Origin of the sequence: Metaplanococcus flavidus (assembly GCF_042675885.1) — a bacterium.
Classification (GTDB): domain Bacteria; phylum Bacillota; class Bacilli; order Bacillales_A; family Planococcaceae; genus Planococcus; species Planococcus flavidus.
Genome location: NZ_JBHTKI010000023.1, coordinates 1 through 26286, shown reverse-complemented (window position 1 = coordinate 26286; position 26286 = coordinate 1). Strand labels below are relative to the sequence as shown.

The window sequence follows — 26286 nt, the reverse complement described above, 5'->3', positions numbered from 1 at the left end:
CTCTTTTCTGCGGTTTATGTAATCATAATCAATCCATTGCGTAAAGACGTTTATAGCCTGCGAAATGCTTGCCCCAATAGCTGTCGCTGAGGCTCGTGATTTGAACTTTATCGCCGCCTGCATGGATAAACTGATTGTTGCCGACATAGATGCCCATATGGGAAATGCCGGCACGATATGTGTTTTCAAAGAATACCAGGTCGCCAACTTGTGGCGAGCTTATGTCATAAGAGCGCGCATCGTAACCGGTCGTGTTCGTGCGTGGAATCTTAATGCCGGCTTGATTGTATACATAATAGATAAATCCGCTGCAATCGAATCCGCTGGCAGTCGAACCGCCCCAAACATAAGGTTTGCCGACAAGGGAGTTGGCTGTTGCCACAATGTTACCGACTGTATCGCTCGCTGCTGGCGGCGCGGGATTTGAGACAGGTGTAGTTTGTGATGGTGCTGCAGTAGAGTTTTCGATTTTAAGAACCTGGCCGATACGGATCATGCTCGAAGTCAGGCCATTCCAGTTCATCAATTGAGTTACTGAAATGCCGTTGCGGTAAGCGATGCCTGTCAATGTATCACCGCTGCCAACCTTGTGGGTTCTTGCTGTTCCAACTGAAGGTGCCGGAGCCGGAGCCGGAGCAGCTGCAGGTGGTGGTTTAGGCGCTGTCACGGAAGACGAAGCAGGGACAGTGGTGCCGCTGACTGACAGTTTTTGTCCCGGGAAAATCATGTGGCCGGAAAGCTTATTCAATTCCTGGATTTTGCTGACCGTTGTTTTATGTAAGGAAGCGATTTTTGATAATGTATCTCCAGATTTTACTGTGTATGTAGAGGGAGCATTGCTGACTGGCTGGGAAAGGTTTGGTGCCGGGATAGTTACGGAACTGCCGCTGCTTGCTGAAGCAACTTTAAGGACCTGGTTTGGGGAAATGGCATCCGATGAAAGCGTGTTCCACGTTTTCAGATCTGATACCGAAACATTGTGCTGCTTTGCAATTTTCCAGAGGCTGTCTCCGGATTTGATCGTATATGTAGAACTTGCTTCTGCATCTGCAACGCCGATCAAAAGAGCCAGGGAACCGGAAGCGAGTACTGAAAAGGCAATTTTATTCATATTTTCTCTCCCTTTATATGGTAAATTTTTATAATTAAACAGTACAGTATACTTAGGAATTTTGGTACTCTCTATTCTATTCTTAAAGAATAGAATAGGCAATACGATTTATTGTTACATTTTGATTACAAAAATGAAAACAAGGTTTAAAAGGAGTAGCAGGTGGTTAAAGTTGTTTTTATGCCATAAGAAGAGGAGATATAGAATTTTCGTTGCCAAATGTTGTAATATTTGCCATGATTACATCAGAAAGACAGACCATTTGAAGAGGGGGATAGTTCATGCAGCTCAAACCGATGGAAGAAACAATTGCTGGAGTATTGGGAATAGAAATGGGAGAAATCACCGGAGAGAAAGTGACCGCAACAATGCCGGTCAATTCTTCCACCCACCAACCGTTCGGCCAGCTCCACGGAGGTGCATCCGTCGTACTTGCCGAAACCGTTGCGAGTATTGGAACCTGGAATCTCATTGATCAGGAAAATGAATTCGCTGTAGGACTGGAAATTAACGCCAATCATATTAGAGGAAAAGCAGAGGGTGTTGTCACCGCGATTGGAACTCCGTTGCATAAAGGGCGCACGACGATGGTGTGGGATATAAAAATTGTCGATGAACAAGAGCGCCTTATTTGTGTATCCAGATGCACGGTAGCAATCGTACAAAAAAACAAATAGATTGTTACTTTTTAACCATTCTAAAAAATAGTCAAAAAACCCCGCTGAAGAATTTTTCAGCGGGGTTTTAATGTTATTGGACTTTTTCATTCTCGAGGGCCAGCAGGAATTGCTTGAAATCGATTCCGGCACGAAATTCGGTCATCGTCCCATTTTTGGCAATGACACGATATTTGAACATAGGCAACAAATATCCGGTTAATTTCAGTATACAAGATAACGTTGGAGTTTTAACTTTTCCGCTCCACATAAGGTTCAGGTAGTCAATTTAATGATAAAAACAACATAATTCTGTTTTAGTCCTTTTCATTGGGGAATAAGAGGGGTAACATGAAAGAGAGCAATTATGCCGGAAAGTAATAATCAGCCATAATTTCAACAGCAGTAAAGCGATTTGAAGCTGAAGCAGGAAAAACAGGTCATCAAAGAGCAGGAATGCCTCCAAGACAAGCATGATAATATATAGTAAGAATACCGAGGATCAGAAGGAATAACCCTAAAGACTTTACTACCCGCATTTCGGTTAGTGCCGGTATGCGGGTTTTATTCTTGTCCATAGTGATTGCAAATATATTGGGGAAACGGATATTATTTGAAGAGAGAGAGTGGGCGCAATGTTCGATAATTTAAAAGAATTGATGGAAGCGAGAGCGATTAAAGACAAGCGTTCGGTCTCGTGGAATACAATTTGTGAAACAGAACAGCTGACGGAAAAATTCATGCGGGAAAACGAATCCCAAGTAAACTGGTATCTGGTTGCAAGCCACCAGCCACTATCCGAGGCCTTTATCCGCGAATTCAGCGGGAGGCTGTATTGGGATGAAATTATCCGCACGCAAAAAGTGTCCGAAGCATTTATCGAAGAGTTTGCGGATGCAGATAAATGGATCCATGAAGCTGACAAGTTGAGCAAACGGCAGAAAAAAACCTGGGAAAATGAGGCAAGCCCTTTTAATGCCAATCAATATTGGGAAATTATCTCCCGCAAAAAAGAGTTATTGAACGCAAAGGGCCTTTCTCCTGCGTTTATCGAGAGGCACAGCGAGAAATTATCCTGGCCATCTTTATCAGCCTGTCAGCAATTGCCGATGTCGCTGATCGATCGGCACTCGCAACGCGTGGACTGGATTGCGGTTACCCGTTATCAGGTATTGTCCGAACTGTTTATTGAAAAGCATCGCAGCAAGGTGGAGTGGGAGACAATCACGTTTCACCAGCAATTATCCGAGCGGTTCATCAACAGGCATCATGCGAAGATGAGTTTCATAGCTGCGGAACAGAAACGGTCGGATGCTTTCATTTATACACATCTGGACAAAATGGATGCGGAAACACTCGTGAAATATCAGGATTTCCGCACGATCAGAAACTACGGTCCGTTGGATGTATATGTGATTGCGACAAATGGCCATCGGAAGTATATTTTGAAATTCAAAGGTCCGGACAAGAACGATTTTCTGGATTATTACAAAACTGATGAAGAAGAACTGCTTGAAATTTTGCAGGGATATGGGTTGGAAGCGGTGATCGAAAAGGATTTTCCGGAACTGCTGGTCAGCGAAGGTGTTGGACGGTAATCATTTCTTCCGCTTCTTTGTTTGAAAAAGTTAGAGTTTTAAATTCCATGCTGGTGAGCGAAGGGCAATCTTTCAGCTTCACCGGCTTTTTGAATTCCAGCAGAATAAGATTGGGTTTATCAGAAAAGTGTGATATATAACTGTGGAAGGATTTAAATTTTTACAGCGAAAAGATTGGGAATTGATCAAGGATATTTCAGGAGGCGGCCATGGACAACCGGATCACTGTAATTGATTACACGGGAAGAGAGAATTCATTGTATATTAATCTGGAAGTTTTTGATGCGAATCACAATAAGTTGTATAAGGAAGAGGTCCGATTTTTGGATGACTTGCTGTACGGAGACCTCGTACATGAGGGAAGGTCCCCTCTGTCCGATACTTGCAGGGAAGAAGTTGTCGGGTATTTAAAAAAATATTTCAATCGCTGAAAGAGGGGCTGAAGATGAAATCTGAGTCTGGGAAAGCTGATTACATCATTACTAAAGCAGAGGAAAAAAGCCGGAAAACAGTGGATGGCCAGGAGTATGTGACATTTGAATATCAAATTAAGAACAGCAAGGAGGAAAATGTCGTCGTTCTTCTGGAACACACCGTTACCGATCCCATCTGGGAGATGGAATCCTCGACGCATGATTTTGAGTTGATCGCCCCTCATAAGCTTGAATTTCACGTCCGGATTCGGGCAGGGAAATCCGTCGAGGTTGAATTCACCTATAAAGTGAAGCATGCGCGCTAATCGCCATCGAAAAAGCTGTCGAGAAACCGACAACTTCTCCAATCATTGCGCTCTAGGCGGACGCTTTCCTCGGGGAGCTGCCTGAGCCTCCTCATCGCTTCGCTCTTGCGGGGTCTCAGGACTAGCTCTGGATCCCGATGGAGTCGCCGTCTGCCGCTTCATTCTGTTGTGTGCTGATAATGCAAGTGTTTACCTTCTCACATACCACACACTTAAACGTCTATTTCTTTATAGAAGACAAGCTGAGATATGGAGCAAAACAGCGCAGACGCCCAGGGGAGCAGGCGAATGCCGACGAAGTGCAAGATCCACTCGGGCGAAGTGAAACGAGCTCGAGTTAGCTCAGCGATGCAGGAGCACGGGTTTTGGCAAGCAAGCTGTTTTGCGGAATATCGGTTTACATTTTCTCTTTCTCAACAAGCTCAAAAAGCTCCAGCCCATCAAGGGTCTGGAGCTTTTCTGTTGCTATTCCTCGCTCAATTTCCTTTTGCCGAAAATGAAATAATAATAGATGGACGAGACAGTATAGAGTATTGCTGTGATGGAAAATGCGTACGCATAGCCCCAATAGGAACCGAAGGCGATGACTAGAGCGGCAGCCACCGGACCCATCGTGGCCCAGCCGACATTGAAGACCATCTGGTTCACTGAATTCGCAAGCCCTTTGTATTTATCGTGCACAACTTCCATGGCAATAGCACTCTGAATCGGATTACCCGCATTCATCAGCGCCTGGCGCAACAGAAAGCCCAGGGAAGCGAGCAGCAGCGAAGTCGTATAGGCAGTCAAAATCAGGAATGGAATCGACAGGACCTGGAAAATGATCAGCGCTTTGACCTTGCCGACCCGCCGCACCAGCATCGGACCGATCAGCATGGCGACAGCAGTCATCGCCGAACCGAGCGACAGTATCAAGCCGATATAGGCGTTCGAGGCATCAAAACGATTCGCGAAGTAGAGGTTCAAATATGGCACGACCAACCCCGAGCCGAGGCCAATCAGCAGGCTGGCAAACGAGAAATGGAAAATGACGATCAGGTTTCGCCTCAATCCGGGTTCATCCGGTTCTATATCGATGCGTGTGTCCACTTTTTCGGAAGGAGCAGGTGCTTTATTGCTCAGCTTAAATAGCGGCAATAAACCGGCTGCGAAAATTATTGCACCGAAAATCAGCGCCCACCGGATGGCATCGACTGCTTCCATCAAAAGAACCACCTGGAACACATCGGATACAACGCCACCGAGCAAGCTGCCGACCACATTGGCGGCGGTCATCAATGCAAAGTAGATGCTGAACATGTGGACACGCTCAGCCGGTTTTGAATTTTCAGCGAGCAGCGGCACGCCGGAAACCTGGACAAAGGCCATGAAAAGGCCGGTGAAAAAAGCGGCAGTTACCAGAGGAGATTCTAAGACAGCAAAACTGCGGTAGAATAAGGTGACGGCACCAAGAGTCGCGCCGACAATAATAATCCATTTGCGCCCCAGCTTGTCACTGAGGAAACCGGCCGGAATCAGCATGATGGCCGAAGCCATAGCCGTCATGGAAATCACCTTGCCGTTGACGGTTTCGGGCATGCCGAGTTCTTTTATGTACAGATTATACATAACCATGAAAACACCCAACCCGATCTGGATTAGGACATTGGCAAGCATAAATAATTTGATGTTTCGATTAAAGGAAAGGATGTTTTCCTTCCATTCAATAAACCAGGATTTCATGTAGTCCACTCTTTTCTTGCGGTTTTTATTTCGCCTCTCTAAATATATAGGTAGACTGAAAGAAAATCAATGGATTCCGATTATTTTGTTGGGGGTTATATTTTTTTGATATAATATCTGAAAATTTTAACATTTATCTTTCCTCTTGATAGCCTTTTTCAACGCGCTGAAATGAGTCCATTCTAAAAGAATATTCACTCATAAATATGCTGCCGGCAAGACGTAAATCGATAGTTGATGCTCCGAGTCCAAAAGCGGCTGCGACTGAACATGCAATGGGCAATAACTGAAAAAAGACTCCGAACAAGCGGATTTCCGCGTGTTTGGAGTCTTTTTATCTGCTTTTGATTGAAAGGAAATCCAGGGTTCGGATCAATGCTTCCTGTGCATCGAGTGTATCCAAAGCATACTGGAATTCATGCTGAAGATTTTTATCGGTGCCTTCGAAGAACATCGTTTCGGCCTCTATACCTTGTGACCGGATCGCATTTGCGAGCTCCACTGACTGGGATGCCAGTGGATCACCGTCTCCGACCGCAATGAACGTATCAGGGAAAGCTGAAGTGATGTGCCGGACCGTCGACAATTCCTGTATGTCCGTATAATTTTCGAACAGGGCTGTGCCGGTATATGTGTTCAAAAAATAATCGATGTTCGGAAATCCTGTATCTCTGACTGTCCCCATATTATACAAACCGCAGAACAGTAAAGCGCCGCGAAGACTCGCCGAATCGACGGCCGGTAAAATTCCCATTTCATCGGCCAATCCGCTATTTGATAAAACGGCGCTGAGCTGGCTCGCAATTTGCGCTCCGGCAGAATCGCCTCCGATAAAGAGACGGTTCATATCGCCGCCAAGGTCAGCGGCGTGCTGCTGCAAATATTCCAGCGCTGCATGTGCCTGCAGAACCGGACCCGGATAAAGCTGCTCCGGTGCAAGGCCATAATCCATATTGGCGACCAGATACCCATCATGTGCAAGGGTCATCGCATAATCACGCCGGCTGTCTTTTGAGCCGCCCACATATCCGCCGCCGTGGATCCATAATATGACCGGTACAGACTCCTCCAAATTTTCAGGAAGATAGATATCCAGGAGGGCGCCGGATTCCTCCTCGTATACGAGGTCGGAAACCACGGTAACTCCGGCTCTGACTTCTTCTATATAAGGAGGCGGAGCAAAAACTGCGGACATGGCAGGTTCCTTGGAAGCGGCCGCGTCTTTTGACGTGAGTAAATCGATTGCCGATGCCGCAGCCGCCAGTAATAGTAAAGTAATCACAAGGAGAATCAATATTTTATTTGGCAAAAAATTATTGGACTTTTTCACAACACACATCCCAACGTCGTAGACTTTCAACCAATCGTTAGTAGTATCATCCTATCTGTAATTATTGTAATAAAGAAAGAGACTAACTGCCCAAATCTTGTAATATGTGCATTTTGAGGTTCTTTTATAAGGATGCGGGTAAATAAACTGGTAATGATTAAATGAGTGGATGAAGAGGGTGGGCTATATGTTTGGATTAGGGGATTTACTGGCATTGGTAATATCGGCGTTTATCATTCTTCCTGTTGTTGTTTTCCTGCGCGAATTGGGCTATGTGATTATCAGTATGATATTAGGGGTGAAAAATCCCCGCCTTACGATTGGTTCAGGTCCGAGAATAGTAAAGGTGGGTATGTTCGATATTCGGAAATACTACCATCTATATAGTTGGTTTTCCTATGATTCCCTGAAAAGAGAAGGGAAATTACCCTACATTATGCTTTATGCCGGGCCAATACTGGTAAATGTAATTGTAGCTTTGACGATAAATGCCATGCTGGCAAACGGCATGCTGGAGGACAGAACAACTTTCTGGAACCGGTTTATTTTTTATGCATTCTATTATGTGCTGTTTGATATCGTACCCATGAAAACGGCAAACGGTATGCCAAATAACGGTTTGATCATCTATGAAATGCTGCGCTACGGGAAAAGAACCGATTTTAACGAAGAACCATTCATCCCGGGCACATCAGAAGTGGAAGAGCAATACCACGAGGAAATGGAAAAGATTGAAGAAGTTAAAGAACATCAAAAAGATATCGCTGAGGAAAATGCAGATACCAAAAAGGAAGAACATCAAAAGAAATCGGAAATCGAAAGGGATAAAAACGAGCAAGTGGAAGATTTGAGAGAAGCTGGAGACGATGTAAAGTCTAAGAAAAAGGAACATAATGAGAATAAACCGGAATAATCGCTGCAATGAGGTATTCAGTCTACTGTTTTGAATTCGAGATAAACGGTTGATATGATTGCGAAAAAGAAAGTTTTCACTAAAAGGAGTGGACAGGGATGAAGAAAAAAATCACAGGCATTCATCATATTACGGCCATTGTTGGAGATCCACAGGAAAACGTGGATTTCTATGCAGGTGTGCTGGGATTGCGGATGACGAAAAAAACCATCAATTTTGACGATCCCGACACCTATCATCTCTATTTCGGAAATAACGAAGGGGAACCAGGCACCATCATGACCTTCTTCCCTTGGGGTAACGCCTATCGCGGGAAAATTGGCGACGGGCAAGTGGGGGTGACTGCGTTTGCAGTACCTCCAAACAGTTTGGAGTTTTGGAAAGAGCGATTGGATAAATTCGAAATCCCTTATACAGAACATGAGCGATTCAATGAAAAATATGTAGGTTTTGAAGACCCCCACGGTATTCTTCTCGAATTGGTGGAAAGAGCGGGTGGAAAGAACAGTTCCTGGGATTTCGGCGGCATCACTGACGAAACAGCCATCAAAGGATTCGCGGGAGCCCTGCTCTTTTCAGCCAACGCCGAAAAAACATGGGAGTTGCTGGAGTCGGTCCTGGGACTTGAGAAGATAGGTGAAGAAGGAAACATCATCCGCTTCCGGTCCTCTGCTGATATTGGCAATATCATAGAGGTGATGACGGAACGCCAAGGCACCGGGCAGATGGGCGTCGGCACCGTTCACCATATTGCGTGGCGAGCCGAAGATGATGCCGATCAGCTTGACTGGAAAGAAAAGATTGAAAATTGGCGGCTCGGTGTAACGCCGGTGCAAGACCGGAATTATTTCAATTCGATTTATTTCCGTGAATACGGCGATATCCTTTTTGAAATCGCCACCGACCCGCCAGGATTCACTTTTGACGAACCTCTTGAATCCCTGGGGCAGGACTTAAAGCTTCCGCCACAATACGAACCAATCCGCAAACGGCTGACTAAAGAACTGCCGCCGCTGCAGGTTAGGAATTTGGACGGAAAAAAATAAAAAATAACTGGACAATAAAAGGAGCCGCGGACATTGTCCGTTGCTCCTTTTTAGATAGAAGATTGATTTATTTCGATACCATGCCGCGGAGAGCGAGGTTGATGTTTTGCGGACGCTCCGCCAGCCTTCTCATAAAGTAGGCGTACCAGTCTTGTCCGAAAGGCACATAAGTGGTGAATGCAAAGCCTTCCGCCGCCAGGTCCTTCTGCATTTCCGTACGGAAACCGTAAAGCATCTGGAATTCAAAGCGGTCGTGCGGAATATCGTTGTCTTCAACAAATTTCTTCACTTCATTGATGACATTATGGTCATGGGTTGCGACGGAAGTAAACGCTTTCCCGAGCAGGCGAAGTTTGATCAATTTCAGGAAGTTTTCATCGATATCCTGTTTGCTTTGCAGGGAAACATCCGGAATTTCTTTGTAGGCACCTTTAACCAGGCGCAAACGGACGTCTTTCAAATGTTCCAGATCTTTTTCTGAACGATACAAGTATGCCTGGATCACTGTTCCAACGTTCGGGTATTCAATCCGAAGCGCATCCAAAATGTCGAGCGTCTGCTGGAGGTGGGCGTAATCTTCCATATCCAGGTTGATGAATATATCATATTTTGCAGCTGCCTCTGCAATTTCGCGAATATTTTCAAGGGTGAAATCATAATCGATATCAAGGCCGATTTGCGTTAGCTTAATCGACATATGTGCATTGACGCCATGTTTTTGAATCGCTTCTATCGTATTCAGAATACTTTCTTTTGCAGCAGTTGCTTCTTCTCTGCTGTAAACGAATTCCCCGAGATTGTCGATGGTTGCACTGATTCTCACGCTATTCAATTCTTTAACCGATTTCATCACACTGTCAATATCAGTGCCGGCTACCATTTTGCCGGCTCCCAGTTTTAAGCCCCATTTTTTTGCACCGCTGTTCAATAATTGGTTTTTGGACAAAGCAATAAAAAAGTCTCTTGTTACACCCACAATATTTCCTCCTATACTATCAAACGACTTAATTTATCTCGAAAAACTAGCCCTCCGGTGAAGAATTGAATACAGCTTATTCAGTGGGGATTCTTGCAGGGAAGTCCAGTGAAACGCTGTGCGCTCGTATCTCAGATATATTATAATTGATGGTTTGAAGTCAGCATATCATTAAATATTACAGAAATAAAACTATTCTTATTAAAAAAATTATTTTAATGTCTTTTTTAAGAACGACTGCCTTTTCAGGAGCTTTGAAAGGTGTAGAATAGATATCAACTCTTAGATAAAACCGGAAAGGAGTGGGAGTATGAAAGGTATTGCAGCAAAAGGTTTTACCTTTTCGGTATCGGCATATGCTTTACTGCATTTCGTCACTTATTTTTTCTACAATGAAGCTTTGCTCACAGTACTTTCCGTATTGGGGCTGCTGACACTCGTTTTTGCTCTCACGCTGCTTTCTTTGAACAAATTGCAGCTGCCGGTCTTCCTGACAACAATTGCAATTGCCGTCCTTCTTTTTACAGGCGGCTCCCTGATCGATGATCTGGCCAGTGGATTTTTGCAGATGCGAAGCCTGATTTCGTTATTGCTGATTGTGCCCATTATCAGTTGGGTGCTGAATGAAGAACCTTATATAGATGAAATTATGAGCTATGGCCATAATTTGCTCAATGAAAGCCGTAAGTTTTATTTGGGAGTGACGGGGATGACCCAGATCATTTCCCACTTCCTGTTATTCGGAGCGGTACCTATGATGTATGGCTTTATCGACTCCTTTTTAAAGGAACAGAAAAGTGAAGCCTGGGAAAATTTCAAAGGAACTGCTATTTTGCGTGGATTTGCCTTATCCACCTTGTGGGTCATCAGCATTCCGAGTTTCATCTTTGCAGTGGAGGCCCTTGGAGCAACTTTATGGAAGTCAGTCGTTCTGGGGTTTGCTGCAGCTGCAGGTGGAAGTCTGCTCGGGGCGGTTTTTGCTTACAGGCAGGAAAAGAAAGGACAGGAAGATTTTTCGGAAATTTTAAATACCGAAATTGCAAAAGCTATGAAAAATTCCAGGTACAGCGGAAAATGGAACTGGGATGTAGCCGAATTCGTTTTTCTTTTTGTATCATTATTCGGCACGATTTTTATTGTGCAGGCGATTTGGAACATCGATTTTCTCGTTGTGATTCCGCTGGTGATAATGGCTTGGACACTCCTTTATTTCCTTGCAAAAAAAAGAATGGGGAATTATGTAAAAGATAGCAAGCAATATTTTTCAAGTGGCATTTCCAAGCAGGTTCAGCAGTTCAGCATTTTGTTCTCGGCAGGCCTGTTGATTTATGCGCTGAATAAATCTGGGGCAGGTTCTTATGTCATCGATGGAATGAATTATCTGACTGAAATAGTACCTTTCCTGAACATATTGCTGCTGCTTCCTTTTATCCTCATCTTTCTGGGATTTATCGGACTGGGCCCATTGCCGGTAATCGTTCTGGTAACGGGAATTCTGGAAGGTGCGTCTTTGCCTTATCCACCTGAATTGGTCGTGCTGGCAGTGACGTCGGGGAGCGTTATTTCCATTATCCTGTCTCCTATGGTCATGCCGGTCATCATTTTAAGCAGCATGAATGGCTTGAGCGGAATACGGAATGGACTGCAATTCAATTTGAAATATGCCATTGCTTTCTACATCATGATCCAGCTGTTCATCCAGACGAGTATTCTATTATAAGAAATGAATCCACCTATCATAAGGGTGGATTTTTTAATATATCTGTTAAATTAAAGAACCACCATTTATATGCCGCTTCGTCGCTCTGGACAAGGGCAAAGATAATGCTCCTGCGCAAGCTCGTCGCAAAGGAGGTGCCATCTTCGTTTGGCACACCTTGGCTCCCGCCATAAGCCGAGAAGATCACTCGTCTTATGGCTCCGCCCAGTCCTGGAACGCGACTTCGCTAGAAACCTCTTAGATATGGAGCAAAACAGCGCAGACTCCTGGGGGACCAAGCGAAGTGTCGAGATCCACTCGGGCGTCAGCCCCGAGTTAGCTCGACGCGAGCCCCCCGGAAAGCAAGCTGTTTTGCGGAATATCCAGTAGCATAGCTTTATTAATTCAGCATATTTACTTGGCGGAAATGGTTGGTTTTGGTAGGCTGTATATAACTTTAGCCGGGGTGTGTAAGAATCGGCGATGCAGAAGGGGGAGTTTGTTTGGTTATTCTTCATTTACTTTCAGGGTCTTATGCGAGCAGGGACGAAGAGGGCGTCAAGCTTTGGCAGTTCGACACGGATGCAGGTGAATTAAAAGAGATTGCAGGTGTCAGCGGAATTGAACGGCCATCGTTTCTTACAGTCCATCCATCACGGGAGATGTTTGTTTCAGGCAGTGAAGATTTTAATGGGGAACTTGTGTCTTATGAGGTAAAAAAGGATGAGGGAACGATAAAAGAACACAGCCGCAGCGGAGGCAATGGGGACCACCCCGCTTACGTCACGATCGACCGCAGCGGCAAATGGCTGCTGTCCGTCAATTATTCCGGCGGCAATGTGAATGTGTTCCGGCTTGAAAACGACAATACAATTGGGGGACAGACAGATTCTGTGCAGCATGAAGGCTCCGGGCCAAACAAGGAACGGCAGGATGCAGCCCATCCGCATTCCGTTATCCAGGTGCCGGAAAAGGATCTGTTCGCCGTATCGGACCTCGGAACAGACGCAATTTACTTCTACCAGCTGGATGCTGAAACCGGAAAACTCTCGCTGCAACAGGCGCTTGCTGCAGAAGGCGGGAGCGGGCCGAGGCATCTGGCATATCATCCGGAGAAACCGGTGTTCTATTCATTGGGGGAACTGGACTCTACTGTAACGGTCTATTCGTTTGATCAGGACAATGAAATTTCGAATGTGCAGCGTGTGTCGTTGCTGCCCAAAGCATATGACAGAGAAAACACCGCAGCCGAAGTGGCCGTGTCTGAAGACGGTAAAATTTTATACGCTTCAAACAGGGGCCATGACAGCATCGTCTCTTTTGAAATTGATGCAGCCGGCAAACTGCACAGCCCCGAATTCACCAGCAGCGGAGGAAGCGGCCCCCGTCATTTCTCATTGGTTCCGGGAGGAGACTGGCTGATTGTCGCCAATGAAAAGTCAGATTCGCTGATTGTGCTGAAATTGGAAAATGGACGGCCGGCAGAGCTGGTACAGGAAATCCAAACCGATTCACCTGTGTGCGTAAAATTCATAACTCGGAAAGACAAATAAAAACAGGCACCGGACAAATGTCCGGTGCCTGTTTTTCTGTTCACCAATCCTCTGTTTCTTTTTCAATTACTCCGAACTCTTTTAAGATGCTCGTGAAGCGGCTCTCGGTGTTTCCTTCAAAAGCGTCAATTGTACAGTCTGAATGTGGTGGGTAATCCAATTCTTCCGCCTGTTGCAGCGTTGACTCTTCAAGGAAATTCGTCGCATCTGCTTCCTGGAAGCAGGACGGAGCAATATAAGTGCGGAAAGTGTGCTCCAGAACAACCCGTGTGTTGGGAGGAGGGACATTTTCACGCGGCACGAACAGGAAAATCAGAAACGCGATTACGGCCACAAGGCCAAGTAGAATCCAGATGTTCATTTTTTTCATCGCTTATTCCTCCGCCAGCAAAATTTCAGCATCGCTCATAATTTCATCGGCAGGCGGATTGATGCCATCGTAATCTTTCCGGATAACACCTTCCCGGTCAACAAGATAGAATGATGTTCCATGGGCGACCTGATCTTCGTTCTCAGGTTTTCTGGCAAGGCTCTTGAAATTCTCCATTGCAAATTCATCGATCTTTTCAGGTGAATAGCCGGTCAACAAATCCCAGCTGCTGAGGTCCGCGCCGTAATTTTCGGCATATGATTTTAATACTTCGGGACTGTCAACCGCAGGATCGACACTGAAGGAAACGATTCTTACATCCAGTCCTTCCTGTTTCATTTGTTCCTGGAGTTCAGTCATGTTCGCCATCATCGGCAAACAGACGGTGGTGCAATTGGTGAAAACGAAATCCGCAAGCCAAACTTCACCTTCCAGATCTGATAGGCTGACGTCTTCATTATTCTGATTGGTGAAAGTGAAATCTTCTATTTCCCAACTGACGGAATCTTCCAGTTGCTGACTGCAGCCGACAAGGAAAAGGCTTGAAATTATTATGAGGGCAAACCACTTGGTTTTCAGCAATACTACCCGTCCTTTCTGAAGCTATCATGAATCTCTTTAAGCGTAGTAGATATAATGCCGCCAAACAAGTACCAGGTTCCAGAAACATGTGTAAATATTTCGAACGTCCGATAAGTACTTTACAGAGTCCCGTAAATTAAAATGTAAATCAATTGAAAACGTAATTTACAAAAAATTTAGTTTATTTACAAGGGATTATCAACAGCCGCGTAGAATTTACTGAAGATAGACAATAAAGGCGTCAATGCCAGGAGGTGGTTTCATGATTATCCGGGAGGAAAAACTGACATCAGAGAAATTAGAGGATTTTCATGCTGGCCTTATGACAGACGCCTATCTGTACTTCGGGGCGAAGGTCGAAGCGGGGGGAACATCCTTTACGCTATGGGTACCGGAAGTTGAAGGAGTGAAGGTTGTGTTGTTCAATCCTCATACCGGCGAAAAGAAGACTTATGTAATGGACAGGATGCTACACGATGACACAATTTGGCAAACATTCGTCGCTGAAGATTTTACAGGATTTTCGTATATTTATGAAATTCTGTTGCCGAACGGTGAACTGCTGGAGAAATCCGATCCTTATGCCAGACAGGGAGAAATGCGGCCAAATACAAAATCTGTGATTCCGGAGCAGTCGCTGCACGAATGGAATGAATCCGCTATGCAGCTGAAAGAAGGAATCGCAGAGAATCATTTTGAAAAGCCGATGGCAATCTATGAGCTGCATATCGGCACATGGAAACGGAATAAGCAGGGAGCTTTCATGAATTACCGGGAACTTGCCCACGAATTGGTGCCATACGTAAAAAGCATGGGTTTTACCCACATCGAAATTATGCCGATTACCGAACATCCTCTCGACGAGTCCTGGGGCTATCAGGCAACGGGTTATTTTGCACCGACAATCCGCTATGGAACCGCTGATGACCTGAAATACTTTGTGTCAGCATGTACGGAAAATGGGATCGGACTTTTTTTGGATTGGATTCCCGGCCATTTCTGCAGTGACGCGTTTGCGCTTTCCCTGTTTAATGGCAAGCCGCTTTATGAAGAATCAAGAGCAGACCGAAGAGTGAATCCTGATTGGGGGACATTGAATTTTGATATTCGAAAAGGGGAAGTGGTCAGCTTCCTGTTGTCGAGTGCCCGTTATTGGATTGAAGAATTCAAGTTTGATGGCTTCCGTATGGACGCAGTGATCACACAGCTTTTTATCCCGAACGATGAGTCTCTTGCCTTTAATGATGAAGGCAAGAACTTTTTAAAAACTTTGGTGGCAAGCCTCAAGAAAAAATTTCCCGCTATTATTTTGATTGCCGAAGATGCATGGAACCATCCGAAAGTCACCCATGAGGCAGACGAGGGCGGAGTTGGGTTTGACTACAAATGGAATTTCGGCTGGATGCATGACACACTCGAATATATGAAAAAACCTTCGTTGGAGAGGCCGGATAACCACAGCAAGATGAATTTTTCGCTGATGTATCATTACGATGAACGCTATATTCTGGCTTTTTCACACGATGAAGTGGTGCACGGCGAAAAATCTTTATTGAATAAATTACCCGGAACACTGATGGAGAAGTTTGCCCAATTACGACTGTTACTCGGCTTTTGGATCACTCATCCAGGTAAAAAGCTTCTGTTCATGGGCCAGGAGTTCGGCCATTTTGATGAATGGGAATTCAAACCCCAGCTGGACTGGGCTTCTCTGGAAACTGAGCCGCATAAGCGGGTGGCGCTATTTATGAAAGACCTGTTGATGCTGTATAAAAATGAGCTTGCACTGCATCAATTGGATGAACACCCTGACGGTTTTTCCTGGCTTGATGCGGATAACCATGAACAAAGCGTTATCTCTTTTGTACGAAGAGGAAGAAATTTGCAGGATGAATGTGTAATCCTTTGTAATTTCTCGCATAATAATTATCCCGATTTCCGTGTCGGTGTGCCACAAGCGGGTGAATACCGGGAAGTTTTCTCAAGCGCTTCATCCCAATATGGAGGGACGGAAGAAATTGCTGCTTTTCCGGTGCCAGTTGAAAATGTTGAGGCTGATGGCCAGGAAAAATCGATAGTCATTCCATTGAAGGAATATACAATGTCTATCTGGAAAATGAGTGAGAAAAGGAGTGAAGTAGATTGAAGAAACAAATTGTTGCGATGCTGTTGGCCGGTGGACAAGGTACCAGGTTGAAGGAATTGACCTATGCAGTGGCGAAACCGGCGATCCCATTCGGCGGAAAATATCGTATCATCGATTTTCCGCTATCCAATTGCACAAATTCAGAAATTCATACGGTCGGCGTTTTAACCCAATATCAACCACATCTCTTGCACCAGTATATTGGCCTGGGCACACCCTGGGACCTTGACCGCCGAGATGGCGGTGTGACAATGCTCCCTCCTTATGCGGAAGCTGACGGCATCAAATGGTATGACGGAACAGCAAATGCAATTTTCCAGAATTTGAAGTTCCTGGAGGCACATGATCCGGAATACGTGCTGATTCTGTCAGGAGACCATATATATAAGATGAATTATATGCATATGCTTGATTATCATCAAAAACAGCAGGCGGATGTGACCATTTCCGTTATCGAAGTGCCGTGGGAAGAAGCCAGCCGGTTCGGGCTGATGGAGACGGATGACAACTTGCAAGTTAAAAATTTTGTGGAAAAACCAAAAAATCCGAAAAGCAATTTGGCCTCGATGGGAGTTTATATTTTTAATTATGAAAAGTTGAAGGAATATTTGATCAGCGATGTTGAACAAGAAGATTCAACACATGATTTCGGTAAAGATATCATTCCGGCGATGCTTGAAAACGGTGAAAAAATGATGGCTTACCGCTATGAAGGATATTGGAAGGATGTCGGAACGGTAGATAGCCTTTGGGAGTCGAATATGGATTTACTGGACCTGGACTCCGGTTTGGTGCTGCATGACCCGGCATGGAGAATTTTTTCTTCCAATCCGCAATTGCCACCCCAGGTTGTGACAGCCACTTGTGATATTCAGGAATCTCTTGTAAATGAAGGGTGCATCATTGAAGGCAAAGTAAGAAGGTCCATCATATCGCAGGGTGTCCACATCAAAGAGGGAGCTGAAGTGGATGAATGCGTAGTGATGGCGGGAACGGTCATCGGTGCAGGCGCGAAAATCAGGCGCGCAATCATAACACCTGATCTTGAAGTGCCCGCCAACTTTGAGCTGCAAAAAAAGGACGGGGAAATTACTTTATTGACCATGCAAACGATCGGTAATTGGGAAGGACGTGAAGACAATGCGCTTAGCCGCGGTAATTGATGCGACAGTAACTGTTCCAGGATTGAAAGAGTTGGCGATGTACAGATCTTCCGCTTCTATTCCATTTGCCGGAAGGTATCGATTAATCGATTTTGCCTTATCCAGTATTGTAAATTCGAATATCAGCTCTGTAGGGGTTTTCGCACCTCAAGGCAGTGTTTCGCTGCTCGATCACATAGGAAAAGGGAAAAGCTGGGATCTTGACAGGCGAAGAAACGGGCTTTATTTTCTGCCCACCTCGCAGCGGGAAGGCGATCAATTGGGGGTGGGCTCATTTGCCGCGCTCGAAGACCATCTCAGTTTTTTCAATAAAAGCACACAGCCCTATATTTTGTTGACCAGTGCATTTTCGATTTCCCAACTCGATTATAATGAGATGCTCGATATGCATTTGGCGTCGGGTGCGGATATTACGGAAGCTGTCCGGGAAGGGGAATGCATGAAATCGTACATCCTTTCGAAGGATTTATTATTGAAGATGATCAAGGAATTCCGCGAAACGCGAGTAGTGAGCGTGGAAGATATTGTGAACTTGAAGAAAAAACCCTATACATTCGCGCAGTACAAATACGATGGCTATTTTGTGCTGATCAATTCGATGGACAGCTATTTCAATGAATCGCTGGCTTTATTGTCCGAGAAAATCTGGCGGGAACTGTTTTTGCCGGAACGGCCGATTTATACGAAAACCAAGGATGAACCACCAACCAAGTATTTGAAGGGTTCTTCTGTCAAAAGATCGCTGGTAGCGAACGGCAGCATGCTCGAAGGGGAAGTAACAGACAGCATTCTCGGGCGCGCGGCGGAAATTGGAAAGAATTCAAAGGTCGATAAATGTATCATCATGCAGAAATGCGTAATCGAAGAAAATTGCGATCTGCAATATGTAATTGCAGACAAAGATGCCTATATCAAGGCAGGAAGCGTCATCCACGGGTCAAAAGAAAAGCCGATGGTGATCCGAAAAGGCAGCGTTGTGTCAGAGGGAGATATGGTATGAAAATTATAATGACAGCGTCGGAATGTGTGCCGTTCGCTAAAACTGGCGGGCTCGCGGATGTGATGGGGGCTTTGCCGAAGGAATTGGTGGAGTATGGTCACGATGTCACCGTATTCATGCCGAAATATGGGTTGATACCGGATGAATTCGTTAAGAAGTTTTCATTGCTTGAAAAAGTTTCAGTTCCTTTTTATGGTAAACAACAGATGTGCGACGTCTATCAATACCGAAGTGAAAATGTACGCTATTTATTCCTTGGCAACGAGGAATATTATGGGCAGCCTCAAGTATATAGCGAAGCCGATGACGGCGAGCGTTTCGGTTTTTTTAATATTGCCGTATTAACCGTTATGGAACAGCTGAAACTCAAAGCGGATATTATCCATGTCCACGATTGGCATGCTGCAGTCGTGCCGTTTTTACTGAAGGAAGACAATAGATTCAAGAGTTTGGGAGCGGCGGTCAAGACGGTATTGACCATCCACAACCTCCAGTTTCAGGGAGCTTTTCAACAATCGGTCTTCACCGAGAGCTTCGGAATCGAAGTGGATCAATTTGAAGGCAGCGCAATTGAATGGAACGGCAATTACAATATGTTGAAAACCGGCATTCTATACGCCGATAAAGTGACGACCGTAAGCCCGTCCTACCGGGATGAAATACTGACTGCGAAATACGGGGAAGGATTGGAGACGATTCTCCAAAAACGTGAAGAGGATCTGGCCGGAATCCTGAACGGCCTGGATACAGATATTTATAATCCTGCCACCGATCTGTCGATTGAAATGGAATTTGATCAAACCTCTATTGAAGGGAAGGCAGTGAATAAACGTGCCGCACAATCCTCAATGGCTTTGCCCATAAAAGGGCATATTCCATTAACTGTCATGATATCACGACTTTCCGGGCAAAAAGGAATCGATGTTTTGGAAGCAACTCTGCCTGCGCTGCTGGAATCCAATGAACTGCAATTTGCTCTGCTTGGTTCGGGAGAAGAGAAGTATGAAGAATTTTTCCTGGACTTGGCGCGGCAATTTCCGGATAAAGTGGCGGTACATATCGGGTTTAATGAAGATTTGGCCCACCAGCTCTATGCGGGCGCCGATATTTTCCTGATGCCGTCGCACTTTGAACCGTGTGGTTTGAGCCAGCTTATTTCAATGCGCTATGGCACGGTCCCGGTAGCAAACAAAACAGGGGGCTTGAAAGATACGGTCATCGAATATGATCGCAACAACCAAACGGGCAACGGCTTCCTGAGTGATTTCACCCGGAACTCGCCTTTTGATGAAGCGTTGGAACGTGCTTTGTTGCTGTATCGGGAATCGGAACATTGGGAAGCAATCAAACAAAATGGCATTAAAGCGGATTATTCCTGGAAACGATCCGCAAAAGTTTATGAAGAGCTTTACAAGAACCTGGTAAGGGAAAGGTGATTCCATGGCAGATAAATCATTCGACAATACAGATTTAGCTGATTATAAAGCCGGCGGAGTGCTTGAGGGGAAGGTGGCGATCATTACCGGTGCCAGCAGCGGCATCGGCCAGGCAGTGGCGATTGCCTATGCCAAGGAAGGCGCTAAAATTGTCATCGGCTATAAAGGAAACGAATCAGGCGCCGAAGCGACAATCGCGGCAATTGAAAAATACGGCGGTGACGCAAAAGCGTTTCAGGGAGATTTGGGGAAATCGGAAGAATGCGATGAACTTGTCCGGTTTACACTCGAGTCATACGGCCAAATCGATATACTCGTCAATAATGCGGGTTATCAATATCCGCAGACTTCCCCGCTCGATATAAGTGATGAACAATTGCTGAAGACATTCGAAATCAAGGCTTTCGCGATGTTCTACTTGGTCAGGGCGGCTTTGCCGCATCTGAAAAAAGGTTCGAGAATCATCAATACTGCATCCATCAATGCCTACCGCGGACATTCCGACCTGATCGATTATTCCGGTGCAAACGGTGCAATGGTGGCGATGACGCGGTCACTGGCACGTCGCCTCGTCCGCGAAGAAATAGCCGTAAACGGTATCGCACCCGGTCCGATCTGGACGCCGCTGATCACCAAGACATTCGGCGATCTGAACCCTGACGTTGCGGATGACTTTGGGGAAGACGTTCCAGCGGGGCGCCCCGGGCAGCCTTACGAGCTGGTAAAGGCATATGTGCTTTTAGCGGATCCACAAAATTCCTACATGACGGGCCAATTCCTCCATATGAATGGCGGAGATTATATGTCGACATAACACACGATCCGGCGGAAGGCGAACGGAAACGCAAAGAACGGCTGGCAAATGATATGACTGGAAACTTAAAGATGAACAGCAAAGGCAGCAAATACAAACGGCAATAAGATAACGAACGCCCTGGACCGGATTCGGTCCAGGGCGTTCAATTTCAGCGGGACTTTTCAATGAGCTCCAAATAATAATCAGCCACTTGATCCGCTTTATATAAATCCGTTCGGTCTGTCGCATAATTATGGATGGTCGCAGAAAACGCTATATCCAGTTCCGGCACACGAACCTGAAAGTCGTTTTTATATAGAAGGACCGCCACATCATGATATTCCTCGCTGTTTACCTGAAATGAAAATGAAATCTTCCGAACATCATCTTCCGTATCCGAAACGCTCAATTGTTCATGTTTGAAACCTGTTGCCTTAATCTGTGTATCATCAATCCATACCATTGTTTCCAAGAAGACACCGCCTTTTCAAAATTTCTGTACATAAATTTTAACATGAAAAAACCGCCAAAACCTTTTGCGAGGATTTGACGGTTCATTTTTTAAGCTTGCGCTTTTTTATTGAGCGTGTAGCGGATATTTGTCACAACAAGTGTAATGACAAGGAATAACCCCATGTATCCGATATACGGATAAAACTGGCCAACAAGTTCAGTAAACCCTCTGAAACTTAGGGAATAAGCAAGTGTGACCACGATGATGACCGTGATGTTGAATCGCTTGGTATTCATTTCAGCGAAACGGGCTGTAAACGAAAACAGCATGCTGACTGCCGTATTGTAAATCATGGCGAATAAAATCAACGAAATAAAGATCCCGAGAATCGGTGAAATATCATTGGCCATCTGAAGAATCGGCATATCCGAGGTGCCTACCTGGTCGACGGCTGAAAAAATGGCCAAATGGCTCAGGATAATCAGGACGCCGAGTCCGAGTCCGCCGATGAAGCCGCCTCGTGCAGCAATTTTTTCATCTTTTTCCGAACCGCCCATGACAATTGCCATGGAAGCGCCGACAGCTATATTGAACGACACGTAATTGATTGCTGAGTAAAACCAATTGGACAAAGCGGAATCCTGCTCTTTTGCAATCGGTTCCAATGTTGCAAAAGAAGCATCCATCGTCAACAGGCTGTAGATGGCAAGACCAATGACCATAACTACAAGGAATGGTGTGATGCTGCCGATAATGGCGATGATCTTTTTGACATTGAGCATGATGGTGCCCATGACGATCAAAGCCATAACAGTATTCCCCAGAACTGCCGGCAAGCCGAATTGCTGAGAAAAAATGGAGCCGGCTCCAGCAATCATGACAACACCAACGCCGAATAATGTCAGAATGATAATGGCGTCCATGATAAATCCGCCTATTTTGCCGCCGATGCCATAAACAGCTTCTTTATGGGAAGTGGTTTGCATGCGGCTGCCGAGTCTCGTCAGACTCATCCCCATATAGGCGAAGAGCGCAGTGGCCAAAATAGCGCCTAAAATGCCCAAAAAACCGAAACTCGTAAAATATTGAAGTATTTCCTGGCCGGATGCAAAACCCGCCCCGACAATAATACCTATAAAAGCGCTGCCAATTTTCAAACTTTTCTTCATGAGGTCCCCCTTGATGTGCGTAAACTTGAAGTTAAAACTTATGTAAATATAGCAAAAAAATAGCGTTTTGACAAAATATATTTGAAAATTCTATACTATTTTATAAAAATTATTATTGTAAGAACATTTAAAACACTAATTAAGCTTTGTGCAATAAAAAAAAGAGGGAGCCCATTTTCAGGCACCCTCTCCTTCCAACATGCGGTTTAATTGTCTTTGTTTGCAATGATCACTAATTTCCCTTTATCGAGCTCTTCTTCGTAATCTTCGGCTTCCTGTTTGGTCAGGCCGGCACCTTCCATTTTCGTACGAAGTTCATCGCCCCGAGAGCTTGTCATATTCTTCATGCTGTCCAGGAAGCCTTGTTCCTTCATGCCGACACTGTCTGTATCCAAAGCATTCGTCACGTCTTTCTGGCGTTTTTTATCATGAGCGAATACATAAATATCGTCATGAGTGAATCCTTGCGTTTCAAGTTTTTCAATTTCTGTTTTTGCCTGGAGTGCGTTCTCAACCGTCATTTTAATAGTCAAAATAATCCCTCCTAATTTTTCTATCCACTTATTCTCTACCACTAAATCGGGGTACTTAAACAAGTGACGGTGGAACTATATAAGTTGAACTAAATAAATTTCAGTAGTCGATATTCCGCAAAACAGCTTGCTTGCCTGGGGGCTTGCGCTGAGCTAACTCGGGCTCGTTGCACTTTGCCCGAGTGGATCTCAGCACTTCGCTTGGTCCCTTGGGCGTCTGCGCTCTTTTGCTCCATATCTAAAGCTACTCTCTAAGCATCGGCGCGGCTCCTGAGCAGGAGAATGCCGACCAGATCAATAAGACGAGTGGGCTTCTCAGCTTATTGCGGGAGGCAAGGAGGTGCCACGATCATATCGGCAACTTCCTTTGCGACGAGCTTGCACAGAAGCATAATCTTTGCTTTGTCTCTTCTGCGACGAGCAGTGCGCAGGAGCATAATCTTTGCTTTGTCTCTTCTGCGACGAGCAGTGCGCAGGAGCATAATCTTTGCTTTGTCTCTTCTGCGACGAGCAGTGCGCAGGAGCATAATCTTGACTCAATCCATAGCGCCCAAGCGATATATTTATGTTGATTCTTTAGTTCAACTAATATAGTGGTTTATAATAGAGAAAATATTACAAAAAGGAGTGGTGAAGATGGACATCACAACAATCGGAATTTGGGGCGGTTATCCCAATAAAAATGAAGCGACTTCCTCGTTTTTAATCGAGCAGGATGGTTTTCGCTGTTTGATCGACTGTGGAAGCGGCGTTTTGTCTGCCGTGCAGAACTACACAGAATTACGTGAGTTGGATGCAGTGATCATCAGCCATTACCATCCAGATCACGTGGCTGATATCGGTGTGCTGCAACATGCGGCGATGGTGGGAATGCAATTAAAGGAGTGGAACACGCCTTTGCCGATTTATGCCCATGATCGGGACACCACCGGTTTTGAAAGCCTGTCTTATAAAGGAGTCACGGAAGGAAGGGCGCTGCAGGTTTCGGAACCGATCCAACTCGGTCCATGGGAAGTATCCTTTTGTGAAACGGTCCATCCGGTTTATTGTCTGGCGCTGAAATTCACCTCAAATGGAAAGTCAGCCGTGTTTACGGCAGATACTGCCTGGAAGGATGAACTCGTCGACTTTGCGAAAGGTGCCGATTTTATCGCTGCCGAATCAAACCTCTATGAAAAATATGTCGGAATCATCCAGGGACATATGAGCGGCAGGCAGGCGGGTGAACTCGCAACCAGAGCCGGCGTGAAACAAATGGTGTTGACCCACCTGCCGCAATACGGTGATATTGAAGAAATCCTGGCATCCGCAAAACAAACTTTTTCCGGAGCTGTAGAATTTGCAGAGATCGGCAAAACTTACCGGATCTGAGTTAATGAAATTCCGATAATAATGGACCGACTTCCTAATATTGTGAAAATTTTTTATAGGAAAGGTGTTTTCCTCTTCATTAATGGGAAGTTAGTAATAGAGAAGGTATTGAAAGGGGCAAGGTTTATTATGAGGGAATTATTCGGTTTGATGAAATTTGGAGCCAAATCGGCTTTATGGGCAGCCATTATAAATACGGTTCTTGGCATTATTAAAACAGCTGCTTATCTGATTACCGGTAACGTTGCAATGTTCGCCGAAATGATGCACAGCTTCGGTGACGCGGCCAATCAGTTTTTCGTTTTCATCGGTTCAGGACTCAGCAAAAAAAGCCCGACCGAACGTTTTCCTGGTGGCTTCGGGCGACTGGTGAATCTGGTTCTTCTGGGAGCCGTGCTGATTGTTGCGATTCTTGCTTATGAAACGATTGTGGAAGGGATTCATCACATCCAATCCGGTGCCCATTCTGAAGATTGGTTTTGGCTGAATGTCGGAGTTTTGGGATTAGCAATCGTTTTGGAATTATTCGTTTTGCATAAAGCTATGAAAGAGATCACCCATAACATCCCGAAAGAACAAACAAAAGGGCTGAAAATTGTTCCAATGGCTTTTAAACATGTAAAATCCGCCAATCCTGCAACAAAACTTGTGTTTCTGGAGGACCTTGTCGCAGTCGGGGGTGCGGTACTTGCACTTATTGCAATTGTTATTGCCACCTTCACATCATTTCACAGCGCAACAGGCTATGCCTCCATCATCATCGGGTTAATGCTCGTCGTGGTGGTAGGTCGTATTTTCCTTGATAATTCCGCTGGCGTCCTTGGCGTGGCGGATCTGGATATGGAAGAGCGCATGGGCAATGAAATCATGAAGCATCCGCAAATCAATGATATTCAGACGATTGATGTAGTGCGCGAAGGGGACTCTCTCCATGTGGAACTGAAAGTGGAAGTAGCCCCGGAGATGACAGTTAAAGAAGCGGATGAAATCCGCGAATACATTGCAGGGCAAATCAACAAGCGGGTGCCGAATGTCACGGATATTATCATCGAATTTGACCAGGATGACAACATTGTCCACTGGAAAAAAACGGTTATCGAAAAACCTGGCAAACGGGGGGCAACTTGAGCAGTTCTATTCAACAAAATTGACTGGAGGGGTTGTAATGAAGGTGGGAATCATCGGTGCAACAGGAAAAGCCGGCAAGCTGATTTTGAAGGAAGCGAAATCCCGAGGGCATGAGGTAACGGCGATTGTAAGAAATGCACAAAAGCTTCCTGAAGGTCAAGATGTCGCCGTTTTGGAAAAAGATATTTTTGACCTCGATTCCAATGACCTGAAACAATTCGACATTGTCGTCAATGCATTTGGCGTACCTCCTGAAAAAGCGGAACAGCATGTGGAAGCGGGCCGTAACCTTATCAATGCCCTGAAAGATGCAGAGAACACAAGGCTGCTGGTTGTCGGCGGAACTGGCAACCTGTTTGTCGAAGAAGCGAAAACGAACCATTTGATCGACACTCCCGAATTTACGAACGCTTTTAAAGCCGTCGCATTAAATCAATCCCAAAACCTGGCGGATCTGGAACAGTCGGAAGGCGTCCGATGGACCTTCCTGAGCCCCGCCGCATTTTTCGATCCTGAAGGGAAGCGCACCGGCAAATATCAGATCGGTGAAGATGCTTTCCTTGTGAACAGGAAAGGCAAAAGCTATATCAGCTATGAAGATTACGCAATTGCCATGGTCGATGAAATCGAAAACGGCTGGCACATCAATAAACGTTTCACGGTAGTTGCGGAGAAAGAATAAGGCGCTTCCGCTTTTCTTTGTCCAGACTCCAGCGGCCCAGCTCTTCGGGTCATAAGCCAGCTCAGCTGCCGTGGCAAAAGACGCCACTCTGCTGATCCGTCTTATGCCTTTCA

General features: G+C 45.4%; 25 protein-coding genes. 16 read left to right on the top strand and 9 right to left on the bottom strand.

Annotation, left to right across the window (positions count from 1 at the left end; genetic code table 11):
- Positions 1 to 28: 28 nt before the first annotated feature.
- Positions 29 to 1111 carry a C40 family peptidase gene (locus ACFQ1X_RS14815; protein WP_144839442.1) on the bottom strand — a complete coding sequence of 361 codons (1083 nt, stop codon included), beginning with the start codon at positions 1109 to 1111 and terminating at the stop codon, positions 29 to 31.
- A 281-nt stretch (positions 1112 to 1392) separates the two neighbouring features.
- Here ACFQ1X_RS14815 and ACFQ1X_RS14810 point away from each other — a divergent pair, with 281 nt between their 5' ends.
- From ACFQ1X_RS14810 to ACFQ1X_RS14795, 4 genes are all read left to right on the top strand, one after another.
- The gene (locus ACFQ1X_RS14810) at positions 1393 to 1788 is read left to right on the top strand and encodes a hotdog fold thioesterase (RefSeq protein ID WP_144839440.1); all 396 of its coding nucleotides are present in this window, start codon (positions 1393 to 1395) and stop codon (positions 1786 to 1788) included.
- A gap of 614 nt (positions 1789 to 2402) precedes the next feature.
- Entirely contained in the window at positions 2403 to 3365 is a 963-nt protein-coding gene (locus ACFQ1X_RS14805; RefSeq protein WP_144839436.1) for a hypothetical protein, read from the top strand.
- Positions 3366 to 3574: 209 nt separating this feature from the next.
- Positions 3575 to 3796 (top strand): hypothetical protein, encoded by a 222-nt coding sequence (locus ACFQ1X_RS14800; protein ID WP_144839434.1) that lies wholly within the window; start codon positions 3575 to 3577, stop codon positions 3794 to 3796.
- 14 nt (positions 3797 to 3810) lie between these two features.
- Positions 3811 to 4104, top strand: a complete 294-nt coding sequence (locus ACFQ1X_RS14795; protein WP_144839432.1) for a hypothetical protein — start codon at positions 3811 to 3813, stop codon at positions 4102 to 4104.
- A gap of 465 nt (positions 4105 to 4569) precedes the next feature.
- Here the strand turns inward: ACFQ1X_RS14795 and ACFQ1X_RS14790 are convergent, their stop codons facing one another.
- Positions 4570 to 5826, bottom strand: coding sequence for an MFS transporter (locus ACFQ1X_RS14790; RefSeq protein WP_144839430.1), 1257 nt, complete (start codon positions 5824 to 5826; stop codon positions 4570 to 4572).
- A gap of 334 nt (positions 5827 to 6160) precedes the next feature.
- Positions 6161 to 7156 (bottom strand): alpha/beta hydrolase, encoded by a 996-nt coding sequence (locus ACFQ1X_RS14785; protein WP_379083224.1) that lies wholly within the window; start codon positions 7154 to 7156, stop codon positions 6161 to 6163.
- Positions 7157 to 7343: 187 nt separating this feature from the next.
- Here ACFQ1X_RS14785 and ACFQ1X_RS14780 point away from each other — a divergent pair, with 187 nt between their 5' ends.
- Both ACFQ1X_RS14780 and ACFQ1X_RS14775 read left to right on the top strand, forming a co-directional pair.
- Positions 7344 to 8069, top strand: a complete 726-nt coding sequence (locus ACFQ1X_RS14780; protein WP_144839426.1) for a hypothetical protein — start codon at positions 7344 to 7346, stop codon at positions 8067 to 8069.
- Positions 8070 to 8167: 98 nt separating this feature from the next.
- Entirely contained in the window at positions 8168 to 9115 is a 948-nt protein-coding gene (locus tag ACFQ1X_RS14775) for a ring-cleaving dioxygenase (RefSeq protein ID WP_144839424.1), read from the top strand.
- Between the two features lie 67 nt (positions 9116 to 9182).
- Here the strand turns inward: ACFQ1X_RS14775 and ACFQ1X_RS14770 are convergent, their stop codons facing one another.
- Complete coding sequence (locus tag ACFQ1X_RS14770) at positions 9183 to 10091, bottom strand: proline dehydrogenase family protein (RefSeq protein WP_144839422.1); 909 nt, start codon at positions 10089 to 10091, stop codon at positions 9183 to 9185.
- A gap of 310 nt (positions 10092 to 10401) precedes the next feature.
- Here ACFQ1X_RS14770 and ACFQ1X_RS14765 point away from each other — a divergent pair, with 310 nt between their 5' ends.
- Both ACFQ1X_RS14765 and ACFQ1X_RS14760 read left to right on the top strand, forming a co-directional pair.
- Complete coding sequence (locus tag ACFQ1X_RS14765; protein ID WP_144839420.1) at positions 10402 to 11811, top strand: hypothetical protein; 1410 nt, start codon at positions 10402 to 10404, stop codon at positions 11809 to 11811.
- A 482-nt stretch (positions 11812 to 12293) separates the two neighbouring features.
- Entirely contained in the window at positions 12294 to 13343 is a 1050-nt protein-coding gene (locus ACFQ1X_RS14760) for a lactonase family protein (RefSeq protein WP_144839418.1), read from the top strand.
- A gap of 40 nt (positions 13344 to 13383) precedes the next feature.
- On the opposite strand, the gene ACFQ1X_RS14755 is transcribed toward ACFQ1X_RS14760, so the two are convergent.
- Both ACFQ1X_RS14755 and ACFQ1X_RS14750 read right to left on the bottom strand, forming a co-directional pair.
- Positions 13384 to 13713: a hypothetical protein gene (locus tag ACFQ1X_RS14755; protein WP_144839416.1), complete on the bottom strand. Its 330-nt coding sequence runs from the start codon at positions 13711 to 13713 to the stop codon at positions 13384 to 13386.
- A gap of 3 nt (positions 13714 to 13716) precedes the next feature.
- The gene (locus ACFQ1X_RS14750; protein ID WP_379083218.1) at positions 13717 to 14295 is read right to left on the bottom strand and encodes an SCO family protein; all 579 of its coding nucleotides are present in this window, start codon (positions 14293 to 14295) and stop codon (positions 13717 to 13719) included.
- Positions 14296 to 14557: 262 nt separating this feature from the next.
- On the opposite strand from ACFQ1X_RS14750, the gene glgB reads away from it, so the two are divergent.
- Genes glgB through ACFQ1X_RS14725 form a run of 5 tightly spaced genes read left to right on the top strand, consistent with a single transcriptional unit; the run spans position 14558 to position 20854 of the window.
- Entirely contained in the window at positions 14558 to 16441 is a 1884-nt protein-coding gene (gene glgB, locus ACFQ1X_RS14745; protein ID WP_144839414.1) for a 1,4-alpha-glucan branching protein GlgB, read from the top strand.
- The gene (locus ACFQ1X_RS14740; protein ID WP_144839412.1) at positions 16438 to 17604 is read left to right on the top strand and encodes a glucose-1-phosphate adenylyltransferase; all 1167 of its coding nucleotides are present in this window, start codon (positions 16438 to 16440) and stop codon (positions 17602 to 17604) included. The genes glgB and ACFQ1X_RS14740 overlap by 4 nt, the downstream gene beginning before the upstream one ends.
- Positions 17582 to 18604 carry a GlgC family sugar phosphate nucleotidyltransferase gene (locus ACFQ1X_RS14735; RefSeq protein ID WP_144839410.1) on the top strand — a complete coding sequence of 341 codons (1023 nt, stop codon included), beginning with the start codon at positions 17582 to 17584 and terminating at the stop codon, positions 18602 to 18604. Before ACFQ1X_RS14740 ends, ACFQ1X_RS14735 begins: the two co-directional genes overlap by 23 nt.
- Positions 18601 to 20040 (top strand): glycogen synthase GlgA, encoded by a 1440-nt coding sequence (gene glgA / locus ACFQ1X_RS14730; RefSeq protein ID WP_144839408.1) that lies wholly within the window; start codon positions 18601 to 18603, stop codon positions 20038 to 20040. The genes ACFQ1X_RS14735 and glgA overlap by 4 nt, the downstream gene beginning before the upstream one ends.
- 4 nt (positions 20041 to 20044) lie before the next feature.
- The gene (locus ACFQ1X_RS14725; protein WP_144839406.1) at positions 20045 to 20854 is read left to right on the top strand and encodes an SDR family oxidoreductase; all 810 of its coding nucleotides are present in this window, start codon (positions 20045 to 20047) and stop codon (positions 20852 to 20854) included.
- Positions 20855 to 21005: 151 nt separating this feature from the next.
- Here ACFQ1X_RS14725 and ACFQ1X_RS14720 read toward each other — a convergent pair whose 3' ends face one another.
- The 3 genes from ACFQ1X_RS14720 to ACFQ1X_RS14710 all read right to left on the bottom strand — a co-directional run bounded on the left by ACFQ1X_RS14720 (position 21006) and on the right by ACFQ1X_RS14710 (position 22992).
- Complete coding sequence (locus ACFQ1X_RS14720) at positions 21006 to 21299, bottom strand: DUF3219 family protein (protein WP_144839637.1); 294 nt, start codon at positions 21297 to 21299, stop codon at positions 21006 to 21008.
- Positions 21300 to 21397: 98 nt separating this feature from the next.
- Complete coding sequence (locus tag ACFQ1X_RS14715) at positions 21398 to 22459, bottom strand: YkvI family membrane protein (RefSeq protein ID WP_144839404.1); 1062 nt, start codon at positions 22457 to 22459, stop codon at positions 21398 to 21400.
- A gap of 206 nt (positions 22460 to 22665) precedes the next feature.
- Entirely contained in the window at positions 22666 to 22992 is a 327-nt protein-coding gene (locus ACFQ1X_RS14710) for a general stress protein (protein WP_144839402.1), read from the bottom strand.
- A gap of 636 nt (positions 22993 to 23628) precedes the next feature.
- Between ACFQ1X_RS14710 and ACFQ1X_RS14705 the strand changes: the two genes are divergently transcribed.
- The 3 genes from ACFQ1X_RS14705 (at position 23629) to ACFQ1X_RS14695 (ending at position 26173) form a co-directional block, all read left to right on the top strand.
- Positions 23629 to 24363 (top strand): MBL fold metallo-hydrolase, encoded by a 735-nt coding sequence (locus ACFQ1X_RS14705; protein ID WP_144839400.1) that lies wholly within the window; start codon positions 23629 to 23631, stop codon positions 24361 to 24363.
- A 129-nt stretch (positions 24364 to 24492) separates the two neighbouring features.
- A complete protein-coding gene (locus ACFQ1X_RS14700; RefSeq protein ID WP_144839398.1) occupies positions 24493 to 25491 on the top strand; it encodes a cation diffusion facilitator family transporter in 999 nt (332 codons plus the stop codon).
- A 37-nt stretch (positions 25492 to 25528) separates the two neighbouring features.
- Complete coding sequence (locus ACFQ1X_RS14695; protein ID WP_144839635.1) at positions 25529 to 26173, top strand: NAD(P)-dependent oxidoreductase; 645 nt, start codon at positions 25529 to 25531, stop codon at positions 26171 to 26173.
- Positions 26174 to 26286 lie beyond the last annotated feature (113 nt).